Origin of the sequence: Isoptericola aurantiacus, assembly GCF_044769875.1 — a bacterium.
GTDB lineage: Bacteria > Actinomycetota > Actinomycetes > Actinomycetales > Cellulomonadaceae > Isoptericola > Isoptericola aurantiacus.
The window spans coordinates 248551-268447 of the sequence record NZ_JBJBAE010000005.1 but is presented as its reverse complement, the minus strand read 5'-3'; the positions used below and the strand labels follow the sequence as shown (position 1 = coordinate 268447).

General features: G+C 73.7%; 21 protein-coding genes. 10 read left to right on the top strand and 11 right to left on the bottom strand.

Annotated features, from left to right (window positions below; all coding sequences use genetic code 11):
- The 3 genes from ACIQLL_RS14980 to ACIQLL_RS14970 all read left to right on the top strand — a co-directional run bounded on the left by ACIQLL_RS14980 (position 1) and on the right by ACIQLL_RS14970 (position 3554).
- Positions 1-2190, top strand: coding sequence for a gluzincin family metallopeptidase (locus ACIQLL_RS14980; protein WP_402468740.1), 2190 nt, complete (start codon positions 1-3; stop codon positions 2188-2190).
- 155 nt (positions 2191-2345) lie between these two features.
- Positions 2346-2888 carry a hypothetical protein gene (locus tag ACIQLL_RS14975; RefSeq protein ID WP_402468737.1) on the top strand — a complete coding sequence of 181 codons (543 nt, stop codon included), beginning with the start codon at positions 2346-2348 and terminating at the stop codon, positions 2886-2888.
- An 18-nt stretch (positions 2889-2906) separates the two neighbouring features.
- Positions 2907-3554, top strand: coding sequence for a response regulator (locus tag ACIQLL_RS14970; protein ID WP_402468734.1), 648 nt, complete (start codon positions 2907-2909; stop codon positions 3552-3554).
- A 24-nt stretch (positions 3555-3578) separates the two neighbouring features.
- Here ACIQLL_RS14970 and ACIQLL_RS14965 read toward each other — a convergent pair whose 3' ends face one another.
- Positions 3579-5192 carry a sensor histidine kinase gene (locus ACIQLL_RS14965; RefSeq protein ID WP_402468731.1) on the bottom strand — a complete coding sequence of 538 codons (1614 nt, stop codon included), beginning with the start codon at positions 5190-5192 and terminating at the stop codon, positions 3579-3581.
- A 169-nt stretch (positions 5193-5361) separates the two neighbouring features.
- On the opposite strand from ACIQLL_RS14965, the gene ACIQLL_RS14960 reads away from it, so the two are divergent.
- Positions 5362-6285, top strand: a complete 924-nt coding sequence (locus tag ACIQLL_RS14960) for a universal stress protein (RefSeq protein WP_402468728.1) — start codon at positions 5362-5364, stop codon at positions 6283-6285.
- A gap of 77 nt (positions 6286-6362) precedes the next feature.
- Here ACIQLL_RS14960 and ACIQLL_RS14955 read toward each other — a convergent pair whose 3' ends face one another.
- From ACIQLL_RS14955 to ACIQLL_RS14940, 4 genes are all read right to left on the bottom strand, one after another.
- The gene (locus ACIQLL_RS14955; RefSeq protein ID WP_402468725.1) at positions 6363-6923 is read right to left on the bottom strand and encodes a GNAT family N-acetyltransferase; all 561 of its coding nucleotides are present in this window, start codon (positions 6921-6923) and stop codon (positions 6363-6365) included.
- An 8-nt stretch (positions 6924-6931) separates the two neighbouring features.
- Entirely contained in the window at positions 6932-7537 is a 606-nt protein-coding gene (locus ACIQLL_RS14950; protein ID WP_402468722.1) for a 1-acyl-sn-glycerol-3-phosphate acyltransferase, read from the bottom strand.
- A 31-nt stretch (positions 7538-7568) separates the two neighbouring features.
- Positions 7569-8681 (bottom strand): AI-2E family transporter, encoded by a 1113-nt coding sequence (locus ACIQLL_RS14945; protein ID WP_402468719.1) that lies wholly within the window; start codon positions 8679-8681, stop codon positions 7569-7571.
- An 86-nt stretch (positions 8682-8767) separates the two neighbouring features.
- Positions 8768-9838: a fatty acid desaturase family protein gene (locus tag ACIQLL_RS14940; RefSeq protein ID WP_402468717.1), complete on the bottom strand. Its 1071-nt coding sequence runs from the start codon at positions 9836-9838 to the stop codon at positions 8768-8770.
- 181 nt (positions 9839-10019) lie between these two features.
- On the opposite strand from ACIQLL_RS14940, the gene ACIQLL_RS14935 reads away from it, so the two are divergent.
- Positions 10020-10688: an O-methyltransferase gene (locus ACIQLL_RS14935; protein ID WP_402468715.1), complete on the top strand. Its 669-nt coding sequence runs from the start codon at positions 10020-10022 to the stop codon at positions 10686-10688.
- A gap of 64 nt (positions 10689-10752) precedes the next feature.
- Here the strand turns inward: ACIQLL_RS14935 and ACIQLL_RS14930 are convergent, their stop codons facing one another.
- Genes ACIQLL_RS14930 through ACIQLL_RS14920 form a run of 3 tightly spaced genes read right to left on the bottom strand, consistent with a single transcriptional unit; the run spans position 10753 to position 14374 of the window.
- Positions 10753-11295 carry a hypothetical protein gene (locus tag ACIQLL_RS14930; RefSeq protein WP_402468713.1) on the bottom strand — a complete coding sequence of 181 codons (543 nt, stop codon included), beginning with the start codon at positions 11293-11295 and terminating at the stop codon, positions 10753-10755.
- On the bottom strand, positions 11292-11792 hold the full coding sequence (locus ACIQLL_RS14925; protein ID WP_402468710.1) for a pyruvoyl-dependent arginine decarboxylase: 501 nt from the start codon (positions 11790-11792) through the stop codon (positions 11292-11294). The genes ACIQLL_RS14930 and ACIQLL_RS14925 overlap by 4 nt, the downstream gene beginning before the upstream one ends.
- Before the next feature lie 26 nt (positions 11793-11818).
- Positions 11819-14374, bottom strand: coding sequence for an ATP-binding protein (locus ACIQLL_RS14920; RefSeq protein ID WP_402468708.1), 2556 nt, complete (start codon positions 14372-14374; stop codon positions 11819-11821).
- Between the two features lie 145 nt (positions 14375-14519).
- On the opposite strand from ACIQLL_RS14920, the gene ACIQLL_RS14915 reads away from it, so the two are divergent.
- The 3 genes from ACIQLL_RS14915 to ACIQLL_RS14905 all read left to right on the top strand — a co-directional run bounded on the left by ACIQLL_RS14915 (position 14520) and on the right by ACIQLL_RS14905 (position 15849).
- Positions 14520-14909 carry a response regulator gene (locus ACIQLL_RS14915; RefSeq protein ID WP_402468705.1) on the top strand — a complete coding sequence of 130 codons (390 nt, stop codon included), beginning with the start codon at positions 14520-14522 and terminating at the stop codon, positions 14907-14909.
- Positions 14906-15265, top strand: a complete 360-nt coding sequence (locus ACIQLL_RS14910) for an Hpt domain-containing protein (RefSeq protein ID WP_402468703.1) — start codon at positions 14906-14908, stop codon at positions 15263-15265. Before ACIQLL_RS14915 ends, ACIQLL_RS14910 begins: the two co-directional genes overlap by 4 nt.
- 80 nt (positions 15266-15345) lie before the next feature.
- The gene (locus tag ACIQLL_RS14905; protein WP_402468701.1) at positions 15346-15849 is read left to right on the top strand and encodes a hypothetical protein; all 504 of its coding nucleotides are present in this window, start codon (positions 15346-15348) and stop codon (positions 15847-15849) included.
- Here ACIQLL_RS14905 and ACIQLL_RS14900 read toward each other — a convergent pair.
- Positions 15825-16595: a response regulator transcription factor gene (locus ACIQLL_RS14900; protein ID WP_402468698.1), complete on the bottom strand. Its 771-nt coding sequence runs from the start codon at positions 16593-16595 to the stop codon at positions 15825-15827. The two genes, ACIQLL_RS14905 and ACIQLL_RS14900, sit on opposite strands and share 25 nt — an antisense overlap.
- 58 nt (positions 16596-16653) lie before the next feature.
- Positions 16654-17538, bottom strand: a complete 885-nt coding sequence (locus ACIQLL_RS14895; RefSeq protein ID WP_402468695.1) for an MmyB family transcriptional regulator — start codon at positions 17536-17538, stop codon at positions 16654-16656.
- Between the two features lie 135 nt (positions 17539-17673).
- Between ACIQLL_RS14895 and ACIQLL_RS14890 the strand changes: the two genes are divergently transcribed.
- Positions 17674-18696 (top strand): zinc-dependent alcohol dehydrogenase family protein, encoded by a 1023-nt coding sequence (locus ACIQLL_RS14890; RefSeq protein ID WP_402468693.1) that lies wholly within the window; start codon positions 17674-17676, stop codon positions 18694-18696.
- 28 nt (positions 18697-18724) lie between these two features.
- A complete protein-coding gene (locus tag ACIQLL_RS14885) occupies positions 18725-19123 on the top strand; it encodes a (R)-mandelonitrile lyase (RefSeq protein ID WP_402468690.1) in 399 nt (132 codons plus the stop codon).
- Between the two features lie 68 nt (positions 19124-19191).
- On the opposite strand, the gene ACIQLL_RS14880 is transcribed toward ACIQLL_RS14885, so the two are convergent.
- A complete protein-coding gene (locus ACIQLL_RS14880) occupies positions 19192-19830 on the bottom strand; it encodes an AAA family ATPase (RefSeq protein ID WP_402468688.1) in 639 nt (212 codons plus the stop codon).
- Positions 19831-19897: the final 67 nt, after the last annotated feature.

Here is a 19897-nt window from a genome sequence, read left to right as displayed (position 1 = left end):
GTGGCAGGCGCGGAGACCCACCGACCGTACGAGGCCGGAAGGGCTCTCCGCAGGGCGGGCACCGTCGTGCTCGCCCTGGCCCTCGGGCTGGGCGCGCTGCTGGTCGCGCCGGGCGCCGTCGCACCCGCCGCCGCGCAGGACGGGCTCACCGAGGAGTCGCACGCCCGCTACGAGGTCACGGCGAAGGGCAAGGTCTCCGCGTCGGTGACCACGACCATCACCAACGTCACCCCCGACGTCGGCAACCGGTACTACTACTGGAACCGGTACGGCATCGCCGTCCCCGCCAGCGCGAAGGACGTGCGGGCCACGAGCTGGGGGTCGCCGCTCACGGTCGACCTCGAGGCCGACCCGGAGGACCCGAACGTGCGGTGGGCGAGGGTCGGCTTCTCCCCGCTGCGGTACGGCAGCACACGGACCATCGAGTGGACGTACGAGATCGCCGGGTCGCCGGTGCGGTCGGACCGGTGGACGCGTGCCGGGCGCGGCTACGCCACCTTCTCCGCCCAGGCGCTCGGCGACCCCGGCCGGGTGAGCGTCGAGGTGGTCGCGCCGACGTCGATGACGTTCGACTCCACCGAGGAGTTCACCTCGCGCAAGGCGGGCGGGAAGAAGACCCTCTACCGCTCCGAGGAGTACAGCGAGGGCTGGGGCGTGTGGTCCGCGGTCTCGGTGCGGGACCCGCGCAAGACCGACGAGCAGGACGTCACCGTCGGTGACACCACGCTCACCGTGCAGAGCTTCCCAGGCGACACGACGTGGCGGAAGTTCGCCGCGGACCGGATCGTCACAGGTCTGCCCGTGCTGGAGGACCTCCTCGACGAACCGTGGCCGGGCCGCATCGCCGTCGTGCGGGAGGACGTCTCGCCGCAGGTGCTCGGCTACGCCTGGTTCGACGACCAGGGCGACGAGATCGTCGTGGGCGAGGAGCTCGACGAGTCCACCCTCTACCACGAGCTCGGCCACGCCTGGTTCGACGACGAACGGTTCGTGGGCCGCTGGCTCTACGAGGGGCTGACCGAGCTGACCGCCTACCGGGTCATCGACGCCGTCGACGGCGAGGGTGAGCCGCGCCAGGCGCCGCGTCGCCAGGCGGCCGGCTCGCTCCCGCTCCTCGACTGGAGCGAGCTCGACCGCGAGCCGACCACCGAGACCTACGCCTACGCGGCGGCGTACACGGCGCTGCACCGCATGCTGGGGGACCTGGACGACGAGACGTACTCCGCCGTCGTCGCGGCCGCCTACGCGGGCGAGAGCGCCTACGAGGAGCCGGGAAGCACCACCAAGAACTTCGGCCGCACGGACTGGCGCCGCTTCCTCGACCTGGCGGCCGAGCGCGGCGGGGTCGACGGGACCGACCAGTACCGCACGTGGGTGGTGAAGAAGGCCCAGGCGAAGAAGCTCGACGCACGGGCCGACGCCCGCACGGACTACGCCGACCTGGACGAGGCCGACGGCGCCTGGCAGGCTCCCGTCGGGCTGCGGCGGGACATGACCGACTGGAGCTTCGGCGACGCCGAGGACGCGATGACGCTGCTGCTGCCGATCGCCCCGCAGGCCGTCGCCGTCCAGGACACGGCGGCGAGGACCGGGCTGGCGGTGCCCGAGTCCGTGCGCACGGCCTACGAGGACGCCGAGACCGACGGCGACTACCGCGCGCTCGAGACGCTGCTCCCGCAGGCGGCGGACGCCCTGGAGGACGTCGACGCCGCCGAGCGGGCCGCCACGGCCGACGTCGACCCGGTGTCCGAGCTGGGCCAGGCCGTCCTCGAGGTCGACGACACCGCCGACGCCGCGCTGGCCGCGTTGTCGGCCGGCGAGCTCGACGACGCCCGGGCGCTCGCCGCCGAGACCACCGACGGGGCCGACCGGGCGCTCTGGACCGGCCTCGGCGTCGTCGCCGGAGCGCTCCTCCTGCTCGCGTTGCTGGTGCTCGTGCCGGTGCTGATCGTGCGGTGGCGTCGTCGCCGGCGTCGTCGCCGGGCCTGGAACCCGACGCCGGGCGAGCCCTTCGCCGTCCTGACGGCGCCCGGGGCATCACCGCAGCCGGCGGCGGCTCCGGAGTCGCCCGACGTCGCGCCGGACGCGCCGGGCGACGACGGCGCGGCGCGGGACGGCTCGCCAAACGAGGCCGACGCGGCGCTGGACGACGCGGGGACCGAGCGGGGGATCGACCACCCCGTGCCCTGATCGGGACCTTCGGCCGGACGGCCGGGGCCAACGTCCCGGCAGGTCAGGACCGTTGCACCCTGCCGCGGGGCGGGCTGAGGCGGCGATGCTGGTCTCGTCGCCCGGGACAGGCCCGGGCAGCCAGGGCCGGGCCGACCCGGCCGGAGGAGGACGTCATGACCACCGCCGTCCACGGTGCGGGAACCGTGCCCGTCACGCCGGAGCAGCGCGGGTTGTCGCCCGTGGCCGCGATCACCTTCGCGGTGCTCCGCCTGCTCATCGCCTTCCAGTTCCTCTGGGCGTTCGCCGACAAGACGTTCGGCCTGGGACTGGCCACGCCGGCCGAGAACGCCTGGATCACCGGCGGCTCGCCGACCGAGGGCTTCCTCAGCAACGTCGAGGGTCCGTTCGCCGGGTTCTTCGGCGCACTGGCCGGGGTCGCCGTCATCGACTGGTTGTTCATGCTCGGCCTGCTCGGCATCGGCCTCGCGCTCGCTCTGGGCGTCGGGATGCGGATCGCCGCCGCCTCGGGCGTCGTCCTGCTGGTCATGATGTGGATGGCCTCGCTGCCGATCGACGTCAACCCGTTCCTCGACGACCACCTCATCGAGGCCGTGGTCCTGGTAGGTCTGGCCGCCGTCGCCGCCGGTGACACCTTCGGGCTCGGACGCCGCTGGGCGGCCACCGACCTGGTGCGTCACTACCCGATCCTGCGCTGAGTGCGTAGCGTGGTCGTCATGAGCGAGCAGACCGTGCGGGTCTTCCTCGTGGACGACCACGAGGTCGTCCGCCGTGGCGTCGCCGACCTCCTCGGGGCCGAACCCGACCTCGAGGTCGTCGGCGAGGCGGGGTCCGCGGCCGAGGCGCTGGCCCGCATCCCCGCGCTGCGGCCGGACGTCGCGGTCCTCGACGTGCGGCTCCCCGACGGCGACGGCGTGACGCTGTGCCGCGAGCTCATCTCCAGCACCGGTGTGACGTGCCTGATGCTCACGTCGTTCGACGACGACGAGGCGCTGTTCGACGCGATCCTCGCCGGTGCCGCCGGATACGTCCTCAAGCAGGTGCGCGGCAACGACCTCGTCGCGGCCATCCGCACGGTCGCCGCGGGCGGCTCCACGCTCGACCCGCGTGCCACCCGCCTGGTCATGGAGCGGATGCGGGCCCAGGACCACCCGGAGGCCGACCCGCTCGCCGAGCTCACCACGCAGGAGCGCAAGGTGCTGGCCCTCATCGGGCAGGGGCTGACCAACCGCCAGATCGGCACCGAGCTGTACCTGGCGGAGAAGACGGTCAAGAACTACGTGTCCAGCGTGCTCGCCAAGCTGGGGCTGGAGCGCCGGGTCCAGGCCGCGGTGCTCGCCACGCGCCTCGGGCAGCAGCCCTGACACCTGCCTGCCGGACCCCGCGACCTATCGGGGCAGCGGCACGCTCCAGCGCAGCTCGGTGCCCGGCAGCCGCCGCTCGACGCCGAACGACCCGCCGAGCTCGGCGGCCCGGCGCTCCAGGTTCGCCAGCCCGCTCGGCGTGGCGTCGGAGGGGATGCCGCACCCGTCGTCGACGACGGTGAGCACGACGCCGTCGTCGACGGACAGCTCGACGTCGGTGCGTCCTGCGCCGGAGTGCCGGGCCACGTTGGACAGCGCCTCGCGCACGACGGCGACCAGGTTGGCCGCGACGTCGGGCGGGACGACCGTGTCGACGGGACCGGACGTGCGCAGCGCCGGGGTGAACCCCAGGGCGTGCGAGGCGGCGTCGACCTCCGCGACGAGCCGGGAGCGCAGGCCCACCCGCCGCATGCCCCCGGCCGACGGCTGCAGGCCGCGGATGGTGGTCCGGATGAGGCTGATGGTCTCGTCGAGGTCGGTGACGGCCCGGGCCACCCGGTCGGCGTCGTCGCGGTCCCGCAGCCGCCGTCCCACGCCCTCCAGGGACAGGCCGGTGGCGTACAGGCGCTGGATCGCGAGGTCGTGCAGGTCCCGTGCGATACGGTCCCGGTCACGCACGACGGCGAGGCGTTCGGCGTCCTGCCGGCGTTCGGCCAGCTCGAGGGCGACGGCGGCCTGGGCGGCGAACGCGGTCAGTGCGTCCACGACGACCCGGGGGAAGGGCGGGGTGCCCCGGCGCCGCCCCACCGACAGGACCCCCGCCGTCCGGCCGGGTCCCCCCAGCGGCAGCGCGGCCAGCGGGCCGATGATGTCCGACGGGTGCGCCGAGAGGGTGTCGCGCGGCAGGGCGGAACCGTCGCGCAGCACCAGGGGTCGACCGGAGGTGTAGGCCTCCGCGGCGAAGGTGCCCTCGAACGGGACCGTGGTGCCCACCAGCCCGTCGGTGCCGGGACCGTGGGCCGACCGCACCAGCAGATGGTCCGGGGCGTCGTCCGCGACGGTGGCGAGCAGGGCCACGTCCGCCGTGGCCACCTGCAGCGCCTCGCGGGCGACGGCGTCGAGCACCGCCGCAGGTGCCTCGCCCTCGAGCACGCGTCGCGAGATCTCGTCGTCGCCGTGGGCCCAGCGCTCGCGCAGCCGCGCCTCGTCGTAGAGCCGGGCGTTCTCCACGGCCACGCTGGCGGCCGTGGCCAGGCCCTCGACGAGGCGCTGGTCCCGCGCTGTGAACTCCCCGCCGCCACGCTTGTCGGTGAGGTAGAGGTTGCCGAACGCGCTGCCGTGGACGCGGAGCGGGACGCCGAGGAACGAACGCATCGGCGGGTGGTGGTCCGGGAACCCGACCGACCGCGGGTCGGCGGACAGGTCGGGCAGGCGCAGCGGGACCGGGTGCTCGATGAGCTCGCCGAGCAGCCCGCGGCCGCGAGGGTAGGGCCCGATGGCGCGGATCTCGTCCTCGGTGAGGCCGACGGTGAGGAACTGGGCGATCAGGCCGTCGTCCCCGAGGATCCCGAGTGCCGCGTAGCGCGCGTCGACGAGGTCGGCGGCCGTCTGGACGAGCCGCTGCAGCGTCGGTTCCAGCTCGAGGCCGCGGCCCACGGAGAGCACCGCGTCGAGCAGGACGTCCACGTCGTCTGCCATGAGGTCACGGTAGCGGTGGCCGGCCCGGCCGGCGTGCCCGGCCGACCCGGTGTGCCTGGCCTGCCCGGCGTGCCCGGCCCGGGACCTTCGGCCCCCGACGTCGGGGCGTGCGCCCCTGCCCCCCTCCGTCCGGCGGTGGCGCAATGGAGGCAGGAGGAAGGAGGACGCCATGAACACCAGGCGTGAAGGAGTGGTTGTCGGTGTCGACGGCTCGGCCCCCAGCAACCAGGCGCTCGACTGGGCGGCCGCGGAGGCCGTCCGACGCCACACCCGGCTGACGGTCGTGAACGTCTACGAGGTGACGACCACCCCGGGAGCAGACGCGTACGGCATCGGCCCCGAGGCGCTGAAGGACGAGGCCGAGGACGTCATCGCCCGCGCGGCCGACCGGCTGGCCGAGGCCCGCGAGCGTTGCGCCGGCGAGGTGCCGGCCGCCGACGACGTCGGATGGCGCACCGAGCGCGGGTCCGCCGCCGGGGCGCTCGTCGAGCTGTCCGGGACGAGCGACCTCGTCGTCGTGGGGCGCCGCGGCCTGCACGGCCTCGACCGGATGGTGCTGGGTTCGGTGTCGGCCGCGGTGTCGGCGATGGCGAAGGGTCCGGTGGCCGTCGTGCCGTACGACCCCGTCGCCGAGAGCTCGGCGTGCCCGGGCGACGTCGTCGGCCCGGTGCGGCGCGTCGTGGCCGCGGTGGACTTCGACGACCACCTGGGTCGCGTGCTCGACCTGGCGTTCGACGAGGCGCACCAGGCCGGCAGCCCGCTGGTGGTCGTCCACGCGCTCGAGTCGGAGTTCATCGCGGGCCCGTACGCGATGGAGACCGCCTGGGTGCACCGCTACCAGGACGAGGCGACCACCCGCCTCGAGGAGGAGCTGGGGCGCTGGCACGACAAGTACCCCTCGGTCGAGTGGTCCATCGAGATGGCGCACGGCTCCGTGGTCGACGTGCTCGGCCGCCGGATCGGCGCGCACGACCTGGTCGTGGTCGGCGGACGCCGGCACTCGCCGATCGTGGGGCGGCTCCTGCGCTCGGACGCCGACCGCCTCGGCCGCAACGCCCGGTGCCCCCTCCTCGTGGCGCACGCCCAGCGCTGACCACCACGGGTTCCCGCCCGGCCGCCCCTTCCCCCGAAGGCGGCCGGGCGGGTACGTCCCGGGCCGGTCCGGCCGGGTCAGCCCGTCGACGTCGGCGGGTCGTCCAGGATCCGTTGGAACAGGACGTGGTCCTGCCACTCGCCCGCGATGCGCAGGTACCGGGACGCGACGCCGATCCGGGTGAACCCGGCCCGGTCGAGCACCCGTTGCGAGGCGGCGTTGTGCGGCAGGGTCGCCGCCTGGAGCCGGTGCAGCCCGAGATCGTCACGAGCCAGGTCGACGGCGGCGCGCACGGCCGCGCTCATCAGCCCCCGACCGGTCCGGGCGGCATCGACCCAGTAGCCGAGGTGCCCGTTGAGGAAGGCGCCCCCGACGACGTCGGAGACGTTCAGCCTGCCCACGATCGCGCCGTCGTCGTCCAGGACGAGGGGACAGCCGCGGCCGGCGGCGTGCTCGCTCAGCGCGACCCCGACCTGCGCCGTCTGCCGGGCGGCGGTCCAGAAGGCGTCGGGACGCACCGGTTCCCAGGGGGCGAGGTGCTCGCGGTTGCGGGCGTAGGCCGCCGCGAGCGCGGGGCCGTCGTCGGGCCGCAGGAGGCGCAGGGTCACGCCGTCGACCAGGGGGACGGGGAGGGTCATGGCGGCGGTCAGCCGGTGGGTGCGTCGTCGGCGTCGGCACCGGGGGTCTCGGAGCGCAGCCGTGGTTCGGTGCGCAGCGCGGGGTTGAACCCGGCCTTGTCCGCGTAGAAGGCACGGATGCGGTCCATGTCGGCCGCGACGTCTCCGGTGAGGTCCAGCGTGGGCCCCAGCCCCGTGGTCAGCGTGGTGCGGTCCACGTAGCCCAGGGTCACGGGCAGGCCCGCCTCGCGGGAGATGCGGTAGAAGCCGGATTTCCAGCCGTCGCCGGACCGCGTGCCCTCCGGGGTGACCACCAGGTGGAAGACCTCGCCCCGGGACACCCGCTGCAGGACGTCGGCCACCACCCGGGACGGGTCGCGGCGGTCGACGGGGATGCCGCCCAGCCACCGCATGACCGGACCCCTCCAGCCGGCGAACAGGGTGTGCTTGCCCAGCCACCGCACGTCGATGTCGAGCCGCCAGGCGATGGCGAGCATGAGCACGAAGTCCCAGTTGGACGTGTGGGGGGCGCCGACGAGGATGCCGGCCCGCGGCGGCACCGGCTCGCTGCGCAGGGTCCAGCGGCTGAGGCGCCAGTAGAGGCGCGCGACGCCGCGGCGCAACGAGGAGAGCATCGTCCGATCCTACGGGCGGCGTCGGGGAACCTCACGCATCGGCCGCTGAAGCGTGAGGATCCCCGACGTCGGACCCGACCGGAGTGGCCCCCAGCGCGCGGAAACGCTCGACGATCTTGATGGCGATCGCGACGATCGGAGTCGACAGCGCCGCACCGAGCAGCCCGAACAGGGCGCCCCCGGCGATCGTGGAACCGAGGATGACGATCGGGTGCAGCTTGAGCGCGCCCTGCGTCATGAACGTCTGGATGATCGTCTGCACGCCGTTCTGCGCCACGAGGATCACCACGAGCATGATCAGCGCCGCTGCCGTGCCACCGGACCCGAGCGCGATGAGCACGGCGAAGGCACCCGAGACGATCGCCCCGAGGAACGGCACGTAGGAGGTGATGAAGGTGACGACGGCGATCGTCAGGGCCAGCGGCAGGTCGAGGAACCAGGCGGCGGCACCCACGAGGACCGACACCACGACGCTGGAGGCGCTCAGGGCCACGAAGTACCGGCGCATGGCCCAGGTGCCGTCGTCGATGATCCCGGCGCCGACGTCCTCGCGCACACCGAGGTGGCGCGCCGACCAGCGCATCAGCAGGTCCCAGTCCGCGAGCACGAAGTAGAGCAGGAACACGCCGACGAACGTGCCCATGATCAGGGCGGCCGTCCCGGAGAACACGCTGCCGAGCTGTGCGCTGAAGCCGGACAGCAGCGTCGTGCCCCACGCGGGCAGGCCCTCGGTCGCGTCGTCGGCGTCGTCGAGGCCGGGGATGGTGATGCCGGCGTCCTGCAGCCACGCCAGCAGCGCGTCGAAGCCCTCGCTGAGCTGGTTACCGATCTCCGCCGCCTGCTCGACGACCCCGCGCACGGCGAGCACGATCGTGCCGACGGCGACCACTACGAGACCGAGCAGCACCACCAGAGCGGCCAGCGGTCGCGGCATCCACCGGCCGAGCAGGGTGCACAGGGGCGCGAACAGCGCCCCGACGACGAGCGCGATGATCAGCGGCACCACGAGGCCCGAGATCGCCGACATGCCCAGGTAGACCGTGACGGCGGCGAGCGCGATCCCGACGAACGCCCACGCGCGCCGGCCCCACCGCAGCAACGTCGAGCGTCCGGGGTCGTCGGCGGCGGCGTCGGCATGCTCCATGGGGCGAACCTAGCCGAGCGGGTCGGTCCGTGCGGGGAGACGCCGAACCACCGGCCGTGCCGCCGGCGGCCACCCGCGGTGCGGCGTCACTGCTTGCGCAGCTGGTGGAACATCGGGCAGTCGAACGGGTCGCGCGCGGCCAGGCCGACCCGGTTGAGGTAGTTCACCACGATCACGTACGACCTCGCGAGGCTGGTCTCGGTGTACGGCAGCCCGAGGTGGAGGCAGTGCTCCTTGACGATCTCCCGGGCGCGGGCCAGGTGGGGCCGCGGCATGCTCGGGAACAGGTGGTGCTCGATCTGGAAGTTGAGACCCCCCATGAGGATGCTCATGAACCACCCGCCGCGGATGTTGCGGGAGGTGAGCACCTGCTTGGACAGGAAGTCGAGCTTGCTGTTCGCGGGGACGATCGTCATGCCCTTGTGGTTCGGCGCGAACGAGGCCCCCATGTACACGCCGAAGACGGCCATCTGGACGCCGACGAACGCGAAGGCCATGCCCAGGGGGAGCACCCAGAAGACCGCCGTGAGGTAGGCCGCCAGCCGCAGGGTGATGATCGTCAGCTCCTGGATGCGGGCGCGCAGGGTGCTGGGCGGTCCGGAGAACAGCGAGCGGATCGAGGTGGCGTGCAGGTTGAGGCCCTCGAGCGTGAGCAGCGGGAAGAACAGCCACCCCTGGAAGCGGGTGATCAGCGCGAGGAAGCCGCGGTGCTCCCGGGCGCCGTCCTCGGTGAAGACGATCGTGTCGTTCGCGATGTCCGGGTCCTTGCCGACCTTGTTCGGGTTGGCGTGGTGGCGCGTGTGCTTGGTCATCCACCACGAGTAGCTGATCCCGACGACGCCGTTGGCCAGGAGGCGGCCCACGCGGTCGTTCCGGGGTCCCGACTCGAAGACCTGGCGGTGCGAGGCCTCGTGGGCGACGAACGCGAACTGGGTCAGGATCAGGCCGAGCGCCCCGGCCATGAGGAGCTGGAACCACGAGTCGCCCAGCAGGACGAACCCGGTGACCACGCCGCCGAGGGCCGCCGTGAGCACACCGAGCGTCCACAGGTAGTAGGAGTGGGTGCGGTGCAGCAGGCCGGCGTCCCGGACCGTGCGCGACAGGGCGGCATACGTGCTGGTGACGGCGTTGTCGGCGCGGAGTGCGGCAGATGTCATGGACGTCCTCGCTGAGGTCGGTGTCGACTTCTCAGCCGAGATGGTGAGCAGGTGCTCGTCGTGCGGATGGCCCCACCGTACGGGGTGCGGGTCACGGGGGAGGGCCGGACCTGTGAACGCCTCGTGCACGTCTGTCCACCCCGGGAGTGGCCTCGCGACCTCGGCGTGCCAGGATCGAGGCATGGATCCCGAGACGCAGTGGCGCGACGTCGACTCCTACCTCGTCGCCGAGACCGTCGCCGAGGACGACGCCCTGGTGGCGGCGCGTGCCTCGGCCCGCGAGCACGGGCTCCCGCCCATCGAGGTGGCGCCGAACCAGGGCGCCTTCCTGTCGTTCCTCGCGCAGGTCGCCGGGGCGCGGCGGGTGCTCGAGCTCGGCACGCTCGCCGGGTACAGCACGATCTGGCTGGCTCGCGCCGTCGGTCCGCACGGGCACGTGACGACCGTCGAGCTCGACCCGCGGCACGCGGAGGTGGCCCGGCAGAACCTCGACCGTGCCGGCGTGGCCGCGCACGTCGACGTCGAGGTCGGCCCCGCGCTCGACGTCGTGGCCCGCCTGGCGGACACCGGCGTCGAGCCGTACGACCTGGTGTTCCTCGACGCCGACAAGGCGAGCATGCCCGCCTACCTGGACCTGGCGATGCGCCTGGTCCGGCCGGGCAGCGTGATCGTCGGCGACAACGTCGTGCGCGGCGGGGGCGTCGCCGACCCGGGCAGCCCGGACCCGGGCGTGCAGGGGGTGCGCGGATTCCTGCACGCGATCGGGACGGACCCCCGGCTGGAGGGGACCGCCCTGCAGACCGTGGGCTCCAAGGGCTGGGACGGGTTCGCCGTCGCCCGGGTGCGGTAGCCGGGGACCGGCTGCCGCGGCGTCGCGCAGCTGTCGCGACGGGCACGGGCGTCGCGGCGGAGTCTCAGTGGAACGTCGTGGCGTAGTACGTCTGGCGGTCCACGGTCTCGACGGTGACGTCCTGCGTCCGCTCCAGGTGCCGGCGCAGGTTGTCGGCGAACCGGAGACCGTCGTCGTTGAACCGGGAGACGTCGTAGGCGCACACGACCCGGTGCTCGGCCAGGTGGGCCACCAGGGCGTCGATCATGTCCATGAAGGTGCGGGTGGCGCGCCGTCCCGGGTGCGCGAGCGTGAACCCGACGTACCAGACGGCGCCGCGGGCGGCGTGCTCCGGGTACCGGGCGGCGAAGAACTCGGGGCTGATCCACGGCACCGCGGCCAGGTCGGTGGCCAGGGTGGTGAGTCCCACGGCCTGCCCGTCCTCGTCGTGGGCGAGCAGCTTGAGCACGCGCGGATCGGACATCTCCTCGTCGAACTCCGCGCGGTGCAGCACGTGCCGGGCGGCCGCTCGGGTCCGCAGCGGTTCGAACGCCTGCAGGTACAGGTCCCAGAAGCGGTCGGCGGTCGCGGCGTCGACGGTGGGCTCGAACGAGACGTCGGCGCTCACCGGTCGCGCTCTCCCCACCCGGCGCGCCGGAACGTCGCGACGACGACGGCGGAGACCGGCAGCGTGTCGCACGCGATGCCCGTGATCTGCCGTCCGGCCGGCCGGTAGACGCCGCCGCGGACGGCCGAGAGGTCCTCGAGACTGTGGGACAGGTCCACGGCGACCTGCTCCTGCGAGGGGCCCTCGTGCTCGACGAAGAGACCGGCACCGCTGCCGTCCTCGCGCAGCGACCAGGCGACCCCTGCCCACGCCTCGTGCCCCGGCAGCGAGGCGTGGGACTCGGCGTAGACGCAGTACAGGGCGTCGCCGTGCTCCCCGGCGATCTGGTCGGGACCGTCCACCTCGACGACCCTGCTGGCCGGCGGGATGACCGAGCTGAGCCGGACGAGGTTGAAGTCGCCGACGCCGGCGGCGACCAGGGCGGCGTCGAAGGCCGACAGCGTGGTCCGCCCGACGCCGGTCCCGGCGCTGACGTGGATGGTGAGGGGGTCGGTCATCGGTTCAGTCCTCGGTGGTGGTGCGGTCACGGGCTGGGGGCGTTGGAGGTGCCATGATGCCGTGTCCCGGCCACCGCCTCGTGAACGGTGCGCGACAGCCGGGTCGCGTCGACCGGTTCGACGAGCCAGCCGTCGACCAGCCTCGCCACCTCAGGGGCGTCCGCCGGGTCGCTTCCGGAGACGACCACGACCGGGACGTGTGCCGTCGCGGCATCGGCGCGCAGGGCCGCCAGCGCCGCGGTCCCGTCGGCGCCGGGGCCCGACAGACCGAGCACGACGGCCGCGGGGGCCGCGTCCCCGACCAGCCGGACGAGCTCGTCGCCCCCGGTCACGCCGAGGGCCTCGTACCCGTGCACCGCCAGGGCGGACCGCAGGGCGTCCACGACGGCGGGGTCGTCGTCGACGACGGCGACCCGCGGCCGCTCGACCGTGCCGACGACGGGCACCTCCCCGGTCGGCTGCGGGCTGACGACGACCTGCTCGTGACGCGGTGCCTCGTCCCCGTCCGGGCGCCCGGCCCCGGTGCTCGCCCGGCGCAGCGTGAACCGCAGGCTCGAACCCCGGCCGGGGCCCTCGCTGACGGCCCAGATCCGCCCTCCGTGCCGCTCGACGACGCTGCGCGCGATGGGCAGCCCGAGTCCCGTCCCGCCCCGCTCCCGCGCGTCCGAGGCGTCCACCTGCTCGAACCGTCCGAAGATGGTCTCCAGCTTGTCCGCCGGGATCCCGCGGCCCTCGTCGTCGACGCGCACCTCGATCAGGTCGCCGACCGGGTCGGCGTGCACCCGCACCGTGCCGCCCCGGGGCGAGAACTTCACCGCGTTCGACAACAGGTTGGTGAGAGTCTGGACGATCCGGTCGGCGTCGGCGTCCACCGCCTCGTCGGAGTCGACCGGGACGATCGTCACCCCGGCGTCGGCGGCGAGGACGGCGACCTGGTCGATCGCCGTCGCGACGAGGTCGCGCACACGGTGCTCGGCCAGCTCCAACGTCGTGGACCCGGTCGCCATCCGCTCGATGTCGAGGATGTCGTCGATCAGCCTGCTCAGCCGTTCGCTGCTGTTCAGCGCGACCCGGACCATCCGCTCCGCACGGTCCGGAGACCCCGCCAGGAGTCCGCTGTCCAGGAGCCCGAGCGCGCCGCGGATCGAGGTCAGGGGCGTGCGCAGCTCGTGCGAGACCACGGAGACGAACTCGTCCTTGAGCCGCTCCATCTCGCGCCGCTCGGTGATGTCACGGAAGACGACGACCGCGCCGCGGATCGCGCCGTCGTCCCGCAGAGGGCTCGCCGTGACCTCGACGGGCACGTCCTTGCCGTCGAGCCGCCGGTAGACGTCCTGCTCGGCGGTGGCCGTGAGCCCGTCGCGGACGGCCTCGGTGATGTAGCAGTGCTCGACCGGGGGGACGGTGCCGTCCTCGGCCGTGGCGTGGAACAGGGAGTGCGCCTCGTGCCCCACGAGGTCGTCGGGCTGCGCACCGAGCGTCCGTGCCCCGGCCGCGTTGACGAACGTCACGCGACCGGCGGGGTCGACGCCGTAGATCCCGTCGGCCACCGACTCCAGCGTGCGGGCCCGCTCGCCCGCGAGGGCGCGCAGCTGCGCGGTGCGCTCGGAGACCCGTCGTTCCAGCCCGTGGCGCAGCGACTCGTTGTCCACGACGACGAGGATCTGCCGGACGACGACGGCGACGAGCACCGCCACCCAGAGCGTGTTCGCGATCCAGGGCATGTCGCGGCCGGCCTGGCCGACCCGGACCAGGGACGCCGCGAGGAACAGGCCGAAGGTCACGACGGTGCCCAGGACGGGGGACCCGTCGGAACGGCGGTCCGTGACCGGGCTGCCCGCCGCCGGATGGCGGGCGGCGACGGCGATGGCGACGTACCCGCCGACCCAGCCGGCGTCGACGACGCTGCCGAACGTGAAGCTGCCGCCGGCGGCCAGGAGCGCGAACGCGACGTCCGCCACGGCATAGAGCACGAAGCCGCCGCCCACGAGCACCAGCGGGACACGTTCCGCCGCGCTGGAGCGGGTCATCACCAGGACGGCGAGCGTGGCCAGCAGGGCGTCGACCACCGGGAGCGCGTAGGCGGTCAGCGCCGACGTCGCGGCCCAGGCGGGTCCGTCGAGCACGACGGCGAACACCGCGATGTAGAGGACCGAACCGCCCACGACCACGCTGTCGAGGAGCATGCGCACGAGGTCCTGACCCCGTGGCCGGACCCTCGGGAAGAACGCGAGCCCGACGACGCCGAGGCCGAGCGCCGCGATGTAGGCGACGTCGCCCGTGGCCGGGTCGCCCGCGACGGCGGCCCACACGTTGCCGAGCAGGCCCACCACCGCCCCGAGCGACAGCGCGCCCCAGGCCCGCCGGCGTCGTCCGGTGGAGCGGACCGCCCGCCAGCCGCAGCTCCAGGCGGCCAGCACACCGGCGGCACCGATCGCGGCGCGCGACACCTGCTCGCGGACCGCCGCGTCGAACGGGCCGGCCAGGACGACGACGAGGACGGCCAGCGCCGTCCCGGCGAACCAGCACCAGCGCACGAACCTGCCGTGGGCCCGCAGGGTGGCTTGTCGGGCGTCCTCCATGGCCCGAGCGTAGGCGAGTGCCCCGGGCGGTGCGCTCCGGCCGCGCGGTGCGCTCCGGCCGCCGGGAGGCGGGCGGTGCGCGCCGACGGTCGCCTCGCGCTACGGTCGTGGTGAGGGAACGAGAGCGGATGGGGGTTGTCGACCCGTGACGAGCAGACGGCGGCGTGTGGTGCTGATCATCGATGACGACCCGTCGATCCGGGAGGTCGCGACCCTCGCGCTCTCCGCGGTGGGAGGCCATGACACGTATGCGGCGGGTGACGGTGCGGAGGGCGTCGAGCTGGCGTGCCGAGTCCGCCCGGACGCCATCCTGCTGGACGTCATGCTCCCCTCGATGGACGGACCCGCGGTCCTGGCGCACCTGCGCGAGATCGACGTCCTCCGGGACATCCCGGTCGCCTTCCTCACCGCCAAGGTCGGGACCCGGGACATCTCGCGGCTCGACGGACTGGGCGCCGCCGCGGTGATCACCAAGCCGTTCGACCCGCTGGGCCTTGCGGACCAGCTCGCCGGCGCCCTGGGGTGGACCCGGTGAACGGCAGGACGCCCCGGTCCGAGGACGACGAGCGCCTGGAGACGGCGGTGGCCGAGATCGCGCGCACCGCGCGCCTCCGCAACCGGGCGCGCGTCGAGCGGCTCGTGGCGCTCCTCGGGCCGGACGGATCGGTCGCCGACCGGGCGGTCCGCGACGAGGCCCTCCGGCTGAGCCATGCCATCGCCGGGTCCGCCGGGACCTTCGGGGACGTCGACCTCGCCGAGGCGGCCCGCGACCTGGAGAGCGTCCTGGAGGCCGGCGTCCCGGGCGACGGCACCGCGGACGACGGCACCGCGGACGACGGCGCCCGGGACGCGCTCGAACGGCTCCGCGTCGAGGGTGCCGGGAGCCCGTGACGGACATCTTGACGAATTCCTGAGCCAGACCTGCGGGGAGCGAGAGGTCGGGCAGAGGTGAGGGCGTCAGAGTCGTTGACGTGACCTCTTCGACCGAGCCCCGCGGCGCACGTACCGACCGTGACGCTCAGGTCACCGCCCGCGCCGACGTGTTCCCCCGCACACCGGCGCGGGCGCTGGTCGAGACCAGTGCCCTGAGCAGCTCCCGCGACCTGATGACGGTCGCCCTGACGTGGCACGAGCTGGCCGACGAGCTCGGCGGCGACGAACGCGCGGTGCAGCGCTTCGCCACGATCTGGCTCGATCTGCTGCCCCGCCGCCTTTCCTCCTGCCGGCGGGCCCTGGTGTCGGGCGACGACGACACGTCCCGCGTGCGGCTGCTGACCCTCCACAGCTCGGCGGTGATGCTCGGCCTGGAGAAGTTCGCCGAGATCACGTGGCGCTGTCAGGCCATGCTGGGGGCGACGTCCGCGGACGACGCCGAGACCTCTCGATACCTGGCCCGGGACATGATCGCCGAGGCGCAGGTGGCGGCGGGCCTGGTGCGGACGGTCCTCACTCAGGCCCCCTGGTCGAGGCGGTAACCCACCCCACGGACCGTCCGGATCCACCGTGGTGAGCCGGGGTCGTCGCCGATCTTGCGGCGGAGGTTGGCCAGGTGGACCTCGACACGGCGGTGGTCGGCACTCGTGACCGGAGTCCCGACGTCGTACTCGTCGCCCCACAGCACCCGGACGAGGGCGTCCTTGGTGAGCACGCGCCCCGGTTCTCCCGCGAGGGCGGCCAGCAGGTCGAACTCGCTGCGCGTGAGGTGGACCGCGACGTCGTCCACCGCGACGGTCCGTGCGGCCGGGTCGACGGCGAGCCCGTCGGCGGCGGTGCGGCCCGCGGCCGGGGACGGGGCCGGGGACGCGGCGCCCGCCCGGCGCTGGCGTCGCACGATCGCCTCGATCCGTGCCCGCAGCTCCCGGGGGCGGAACGGCTTGGTCTGGTAGTCGTCCGCGCCGGCGTCCAGGCCCATGAGCGTGTCGATCTCGTCGGTCCGCGCCGTGAGCATGACGATGATCGTGTCCGAGACGGCACGGATGCGTCGGCAGACCTCGTACCCGTCGATGTCCGGCAGGCTGACGTCCAGCGTGGTGACCAGGGGGTCGATCCGCTCCACGAGCTCCACGCCGGTGCGACCGTCGGGGGCGGAGCTGATCTCGAAGCCCGCCTGGCTGAGGACCTCCTCGAGCAGTGCCCGCACGTCGTCGTCGTCCTCCACGATCACCGCGGTGCGCTCGGTGTCGGCGATCTCCTGTCCGCGGTTCGGCGCTGCTGCGGTCATGGGCACACCGTAGTGGTCCGTTGCCCGGAGCGCAGGAGTGACGTGCGGTGGTGGGCCGTCACCGGTCCCGTCCGGCGTGCGTCGCGGGGGCGGCGTCGGCCGCCCACGACGCGAGCAGGTGCAGTCGTTCGGCGGACGGCGAGCCGGGTTCGGCGGTGTAGACCATGAGGACCTGGCCGGGTTCGGCGGTGATGGCGAGCTCCTCGTAGGCGAGGGTGAGCTCGCCGACGACGGGGTGGTGGAACCGCTTGGTGCCGGCGCCGTGGGTGCGCACGTCGTGGGCGCCCCAGAGGCGCCGGAACGTGTCGCTGCGGGTGGACAGCTCACCGACGAGGTCCTGCAGGCCCTTGTCGTGGGGGTCGCGGCCGGCCTCGGCGCGCATGATCGCGACGCACATCTCGGCGAACAGGTCCCAGTCGGGGTAGAAGTCGCGGGCGGCGGGGTCCAGGAACTGGAACCGCGCGAGGTTGGGTGTGCGGCCGCCGTCGCCGATCACGGGCGAGTAGAAGGCGCGGCCCAGCGGGTTGGTGGCGAGCAGGTCCTGGTGCTGGTCGCGGACGAACGCGACGCCGTCCGTGATCGCGGCCAGGGCCCACTGCAGGCTGGGTCGCGGTGCCGCAGGCCGGGTCGCCCGGCGGCGGGCCCGACCCGACGACGGGACGCCGTCGGCCGCGCGGGCCAGGTCGAGCAGGTGGGCGCGCTCGGGCTCGTCGAGCTGCAGGGCGTCCGCGAGGGCGTCCAGGACGGCGGCCGAGGCGCCACCGATCGCGCCGCGTTCGAGCTTGGCGTAGTACTCGACGCTGACCCCGGCCAGCGCGGCGACCTCGCTGCGCCGCAGACCCGGCACCCGCCGGTTGGCCCCGCCGACGACGCCCGCCGCCGCCGGCGTGATCTTGGCGCGGCGCGACATGAGGAACTCGCGCACGTCCGCTCGGTTGTCCATGGACCCACGGTAGGCCGGGATCGACCGGGCGGGGAGTCCGTGCCGGGGGGTGCTCTGCGGGTACACCCCTCGGCAGGGACTCCCGCGGCGTGGGGAGCGGGCGCAGTCTGGTGGTCACGACCGAAGGAGAGACACATGCGCGGAGTGATCATGCACGGCCCCGGGGACGTCCGGGTGGAGGAGCGCGAGGACCCGCGCATCGTCGAGCCGACCGACGCGGTGATCCGGCTGGCGGCGACCTGCATCTGCGGGTCGGACCTGTGGCCGTACCGCGGCGCCGACCCTGTCGACCACGCGACGATGGGCCACGAGTACGTGGGTGTCGTCGAGGAGGTCGGTGCCGAGGTCACCACCGTCGAGCCCGGGGACTTCGTGGTCGGCTCGTTCGTCATCTCGGACGGCACCTGCGAGATCTGCCGGGCCGGGTTCCCGTCGAGCTGCGTGCACCGCATCTTCGTCGACGGCGCGATCGGCACCCAGGCGGAGAAGGCCCGCATCCCGTTCGCGGACGGCACGCTCGTCGCGACCCCGGGTCAGCCCGACCCGGACCTGATCCCGCACCTGCTCGCGGCCTCCGACGTGCTGGGCACCGGCTGGTTCGCGGCCGTGGCCGCCCAGGCCGGCCCGGGGCGGACCGTCGCCGTGGTCGGTGACGGCGCCGTCGGGCTCATGGGTGTCCTGGCGGCCAAGCAGCTCGGCGCCGAGCGCATCATCGCCATGTCGCGTCACACGGACCGTCAGGAGCTCGCGCGGCACTTCGGCGCCACCGACGTCGTCGCCGAGCGGGGTGAGGCGGGCGTGGCGCGGATCAAGGAGCTCACCGACGGGCTCGGCGCGCACAGCGTCATCGAGGCCGTCGGGACCCAGGAGTCCATGGTGCAGGCCATCAGCTCGGCACGGCCGGGCGGCAACGTCGGGTTCGTCGGTGTCGCCCACGACGTCCAGCTGCCCGGCGAGCTGCTGTTCTTCTCCCAGGTGCAGGTGCTGGGCGGCCCCGCGCCGGTGCGCCGGTTCCTGCCCGAGCTGATCCAGCTCATCTGGGACCGCACGATCGACCCCGGCAAGGTCTTCGACCTGACGCTGCCGCTCGACCGGGCCGCCGAGGGCTACCGGGCCATGGACGAGCGCCGCGCGACCAAGGTGCTGCTGACACTCTGACCCCACCGACCAGGAGAAAGGCCGAATCATGAAGCTCACTCGAAGCGGCGGCCAGACCGCCGCCGGGCCGCAGGACTGGTTCACCGGAACCGTCTACATCGACCCGATCCGGGACCCGGACGATCAGTCCGCCGTCGGGTGCGCCCACGTGCGGTTCGCTCCGGGCGCGCGGACCGCCTGGCACCACCACCCCCAGGGCCAGACGCTCTACGTCACCGACGGCATCGGCTACGTGGCCCGGCGTGGCGGCGAGGTGCAGGAGATCCGTCCCGGCGACGTCGTCGACATCGAGCCCGGTGAGGAGCACTGGCACGGCGCCACTCCCGACCGGTTCATGGCCCACGTCGCGATCCAGGAGGCCGACGAGAACGGCCAGGTCGTCACCTGGCTCGAGCACGTCACCGACGCGGACTACCAGCGGGGCTGACACGTCCGCCGCCTCCGGCCAAGGGCTCACGGTGCACCGCGCACCGTGCGTGCACCGTGCGCCTCGTGTCAACGAGGCCCCAGGTGCTCCCAGGTGGTCCGCGTGCGCCGCACCGCGCGGCGCACGCGGCCGGCGTCGCCGGCCGCGAGCTCCAGCCCGCACGCTGCGGCGACCTGCGCCGCGACCTGTGGCACCGTCAGGTGGTCGGTGGTGAGGTGCTCCGCGAAATCCGGAGCGCTGAGGCGCTCAAGGTTCGTGATCACGCGTTCGACGGCCCACTGCTCCCGGCGGAGAGCCAGCCGGCGCAGGCCGAGCGCATCCGCGAGTCGACCGCCGCCCAGACCTCGCGCGGCCAGCCTGGCGACGATCTTCTCGGGCGCCGCCAGCAGCGTGACGTGCCGGACGTCGTGCCCGATCCTCCGCAGCCGCCCGACAGTCTCGTCGAAGTAGCGTCGATCTGTGACCGTCATCGGGACGAGGACGTGCCCGTCGTGCCGCTGCAGGATCATGTCGAGCACCTCGACCACGCCGGTCCGCCACGAGACGAACTCCTGGAAGTCGGGGCGGTACGACGGCGGCACCAGCCGTTGCATCCCGTAGCCGACCTGCTCGGGATCGACGATCAGGCTGCCCGCAAGGCGCCGGTGCAGCTCGGCGACCGTGTGCGTCTTGCCGGCCCCGAAGGTCCCGTTCACCCAGATCAGCACGCCGTCAGCGTAGCGACCAGCAGTGGGATGCGTGACCGTCGGCAGGTTCCTGTGGCCGTCGTCGGGT

What these genes read in the sequence shown, in the direction of transcription:
- ACIQLL_RS14890 (WP_402468693.1), top strand. Translation starts at nt 17,674, where the DNA reads ATGCGCGGAGTGATCATGCACGGCCCCGGGGACGTCCGGGTGGAGGAG.
- ACIQLL_RS14900 (WP_402468698.1), bottom strand. Translation starts at nt 16,595, where the DNA reads ATGACCGCAGCAGCGCCGAACCGCGGACAGGAGATCGCCGACACCGAG.
- ACIQLL_RS14940 (WP_402468717.1), bottom strand. Translation starts at nt 9,838, where the DNA reads ATGACATCTGCCGCACTCCGCGCCGACAACGCCGTCACCAGCACGTAT.
- ACIQLL_RS14885 (WP_402468690.1), top strand. Translation starts at nt 18,725, where the DNA reads ATGAAGCTCACTCGAAGCGGCGGCCAGACCGCCGCCGGGCCGCAGGAC.
- ACIQLL_RS14935 (WP_402468715.1), top strand. Translation starts at nt 10,020, where the DNA reads ATGGATCCCGAGACGCAGTGGCGCGACGTCGACTCCTACCTCGTCGCC.
- ACIQLL_RS14970 (WP_402468734.1), top strand. Translation starts at nt 2,907, where the DNA reads ATGAGCGAGCAGACCGTGCGGGTCTTCCTCGTGGACGACCACGAGGTC.
- ACIQLL_RS14895 (WP_402468695.1), bottom strand. Translation starts at nt 17,538, where the DNA reads ATGGACAACCGAGCGGACGTGCGCGAGTTCCTCATGTCGCGCCGCGCC.
- ACIQLL_RS14975 (WP_402468737.1), top strand. Translation starts at nt 2,346, where the DNA reads ATGACCACCGCCGTCCACGGTGCGGGAACCGTGCCCGTCACGCCGGAG.
- ACIQLL_RS14965 (WP_402468731.1), bottom strand. Translation starts at nt 5,192, where the DNA reads ATGGCAGACGACGTGGACGTCCTGCTCGACGCGGTGCTCTCCGTGGGC.
- ACIQLL_RS14925 (WP_402468710.1), bottom strand. Translation starts at nt 11,792, where the DNA reads ATGACCGACCCCCTCACCATCCACGTCAGCGCCGGGACCGGCGTCGGG.
- ACIQLL_RS14920 (WP_402468708.1), bottom strand. Translation starts at nt 14,374, where the DNA reads ATGGAGGACGCCCGACAAGCCACCCTGCGGGCCCACGGCAGGTTCGTG.
- ACIQLL_RS14945 (WP_402468719.1), bottom strand. Translation starts at nt 8,681, where the DNA reads ATGGAGCATGCCGACGCCGCCGCCGACGACCCCGGACGCTCGACGTTG.
- ACIQLL_RS14955 (WP_402468725.1), bottom strand. Translation starts at nt 6,923, where the DNA reads ATGACCCTCCCCGTCCCCCTGGTCGACGGCGTGACCCTGCGCCTCCTG.
- ACIQLL_RS14950 (WP_402468722.1), bottom strand. Translation starts at nt 7,537, where the DNA reads ATGCTCTCCTCGTTGCGCCGCGGCGTCGCGCGCCTCTACTGGCGCCTC.
- ACIQLL_RS14960 (WP_402468728.1), top strand. Translation starts at nt 5,362, where the DNA reads ATGAACACCAGGCGTGAAGGAGTGGTTGTCGGTGTCGACGGCTCGGCC.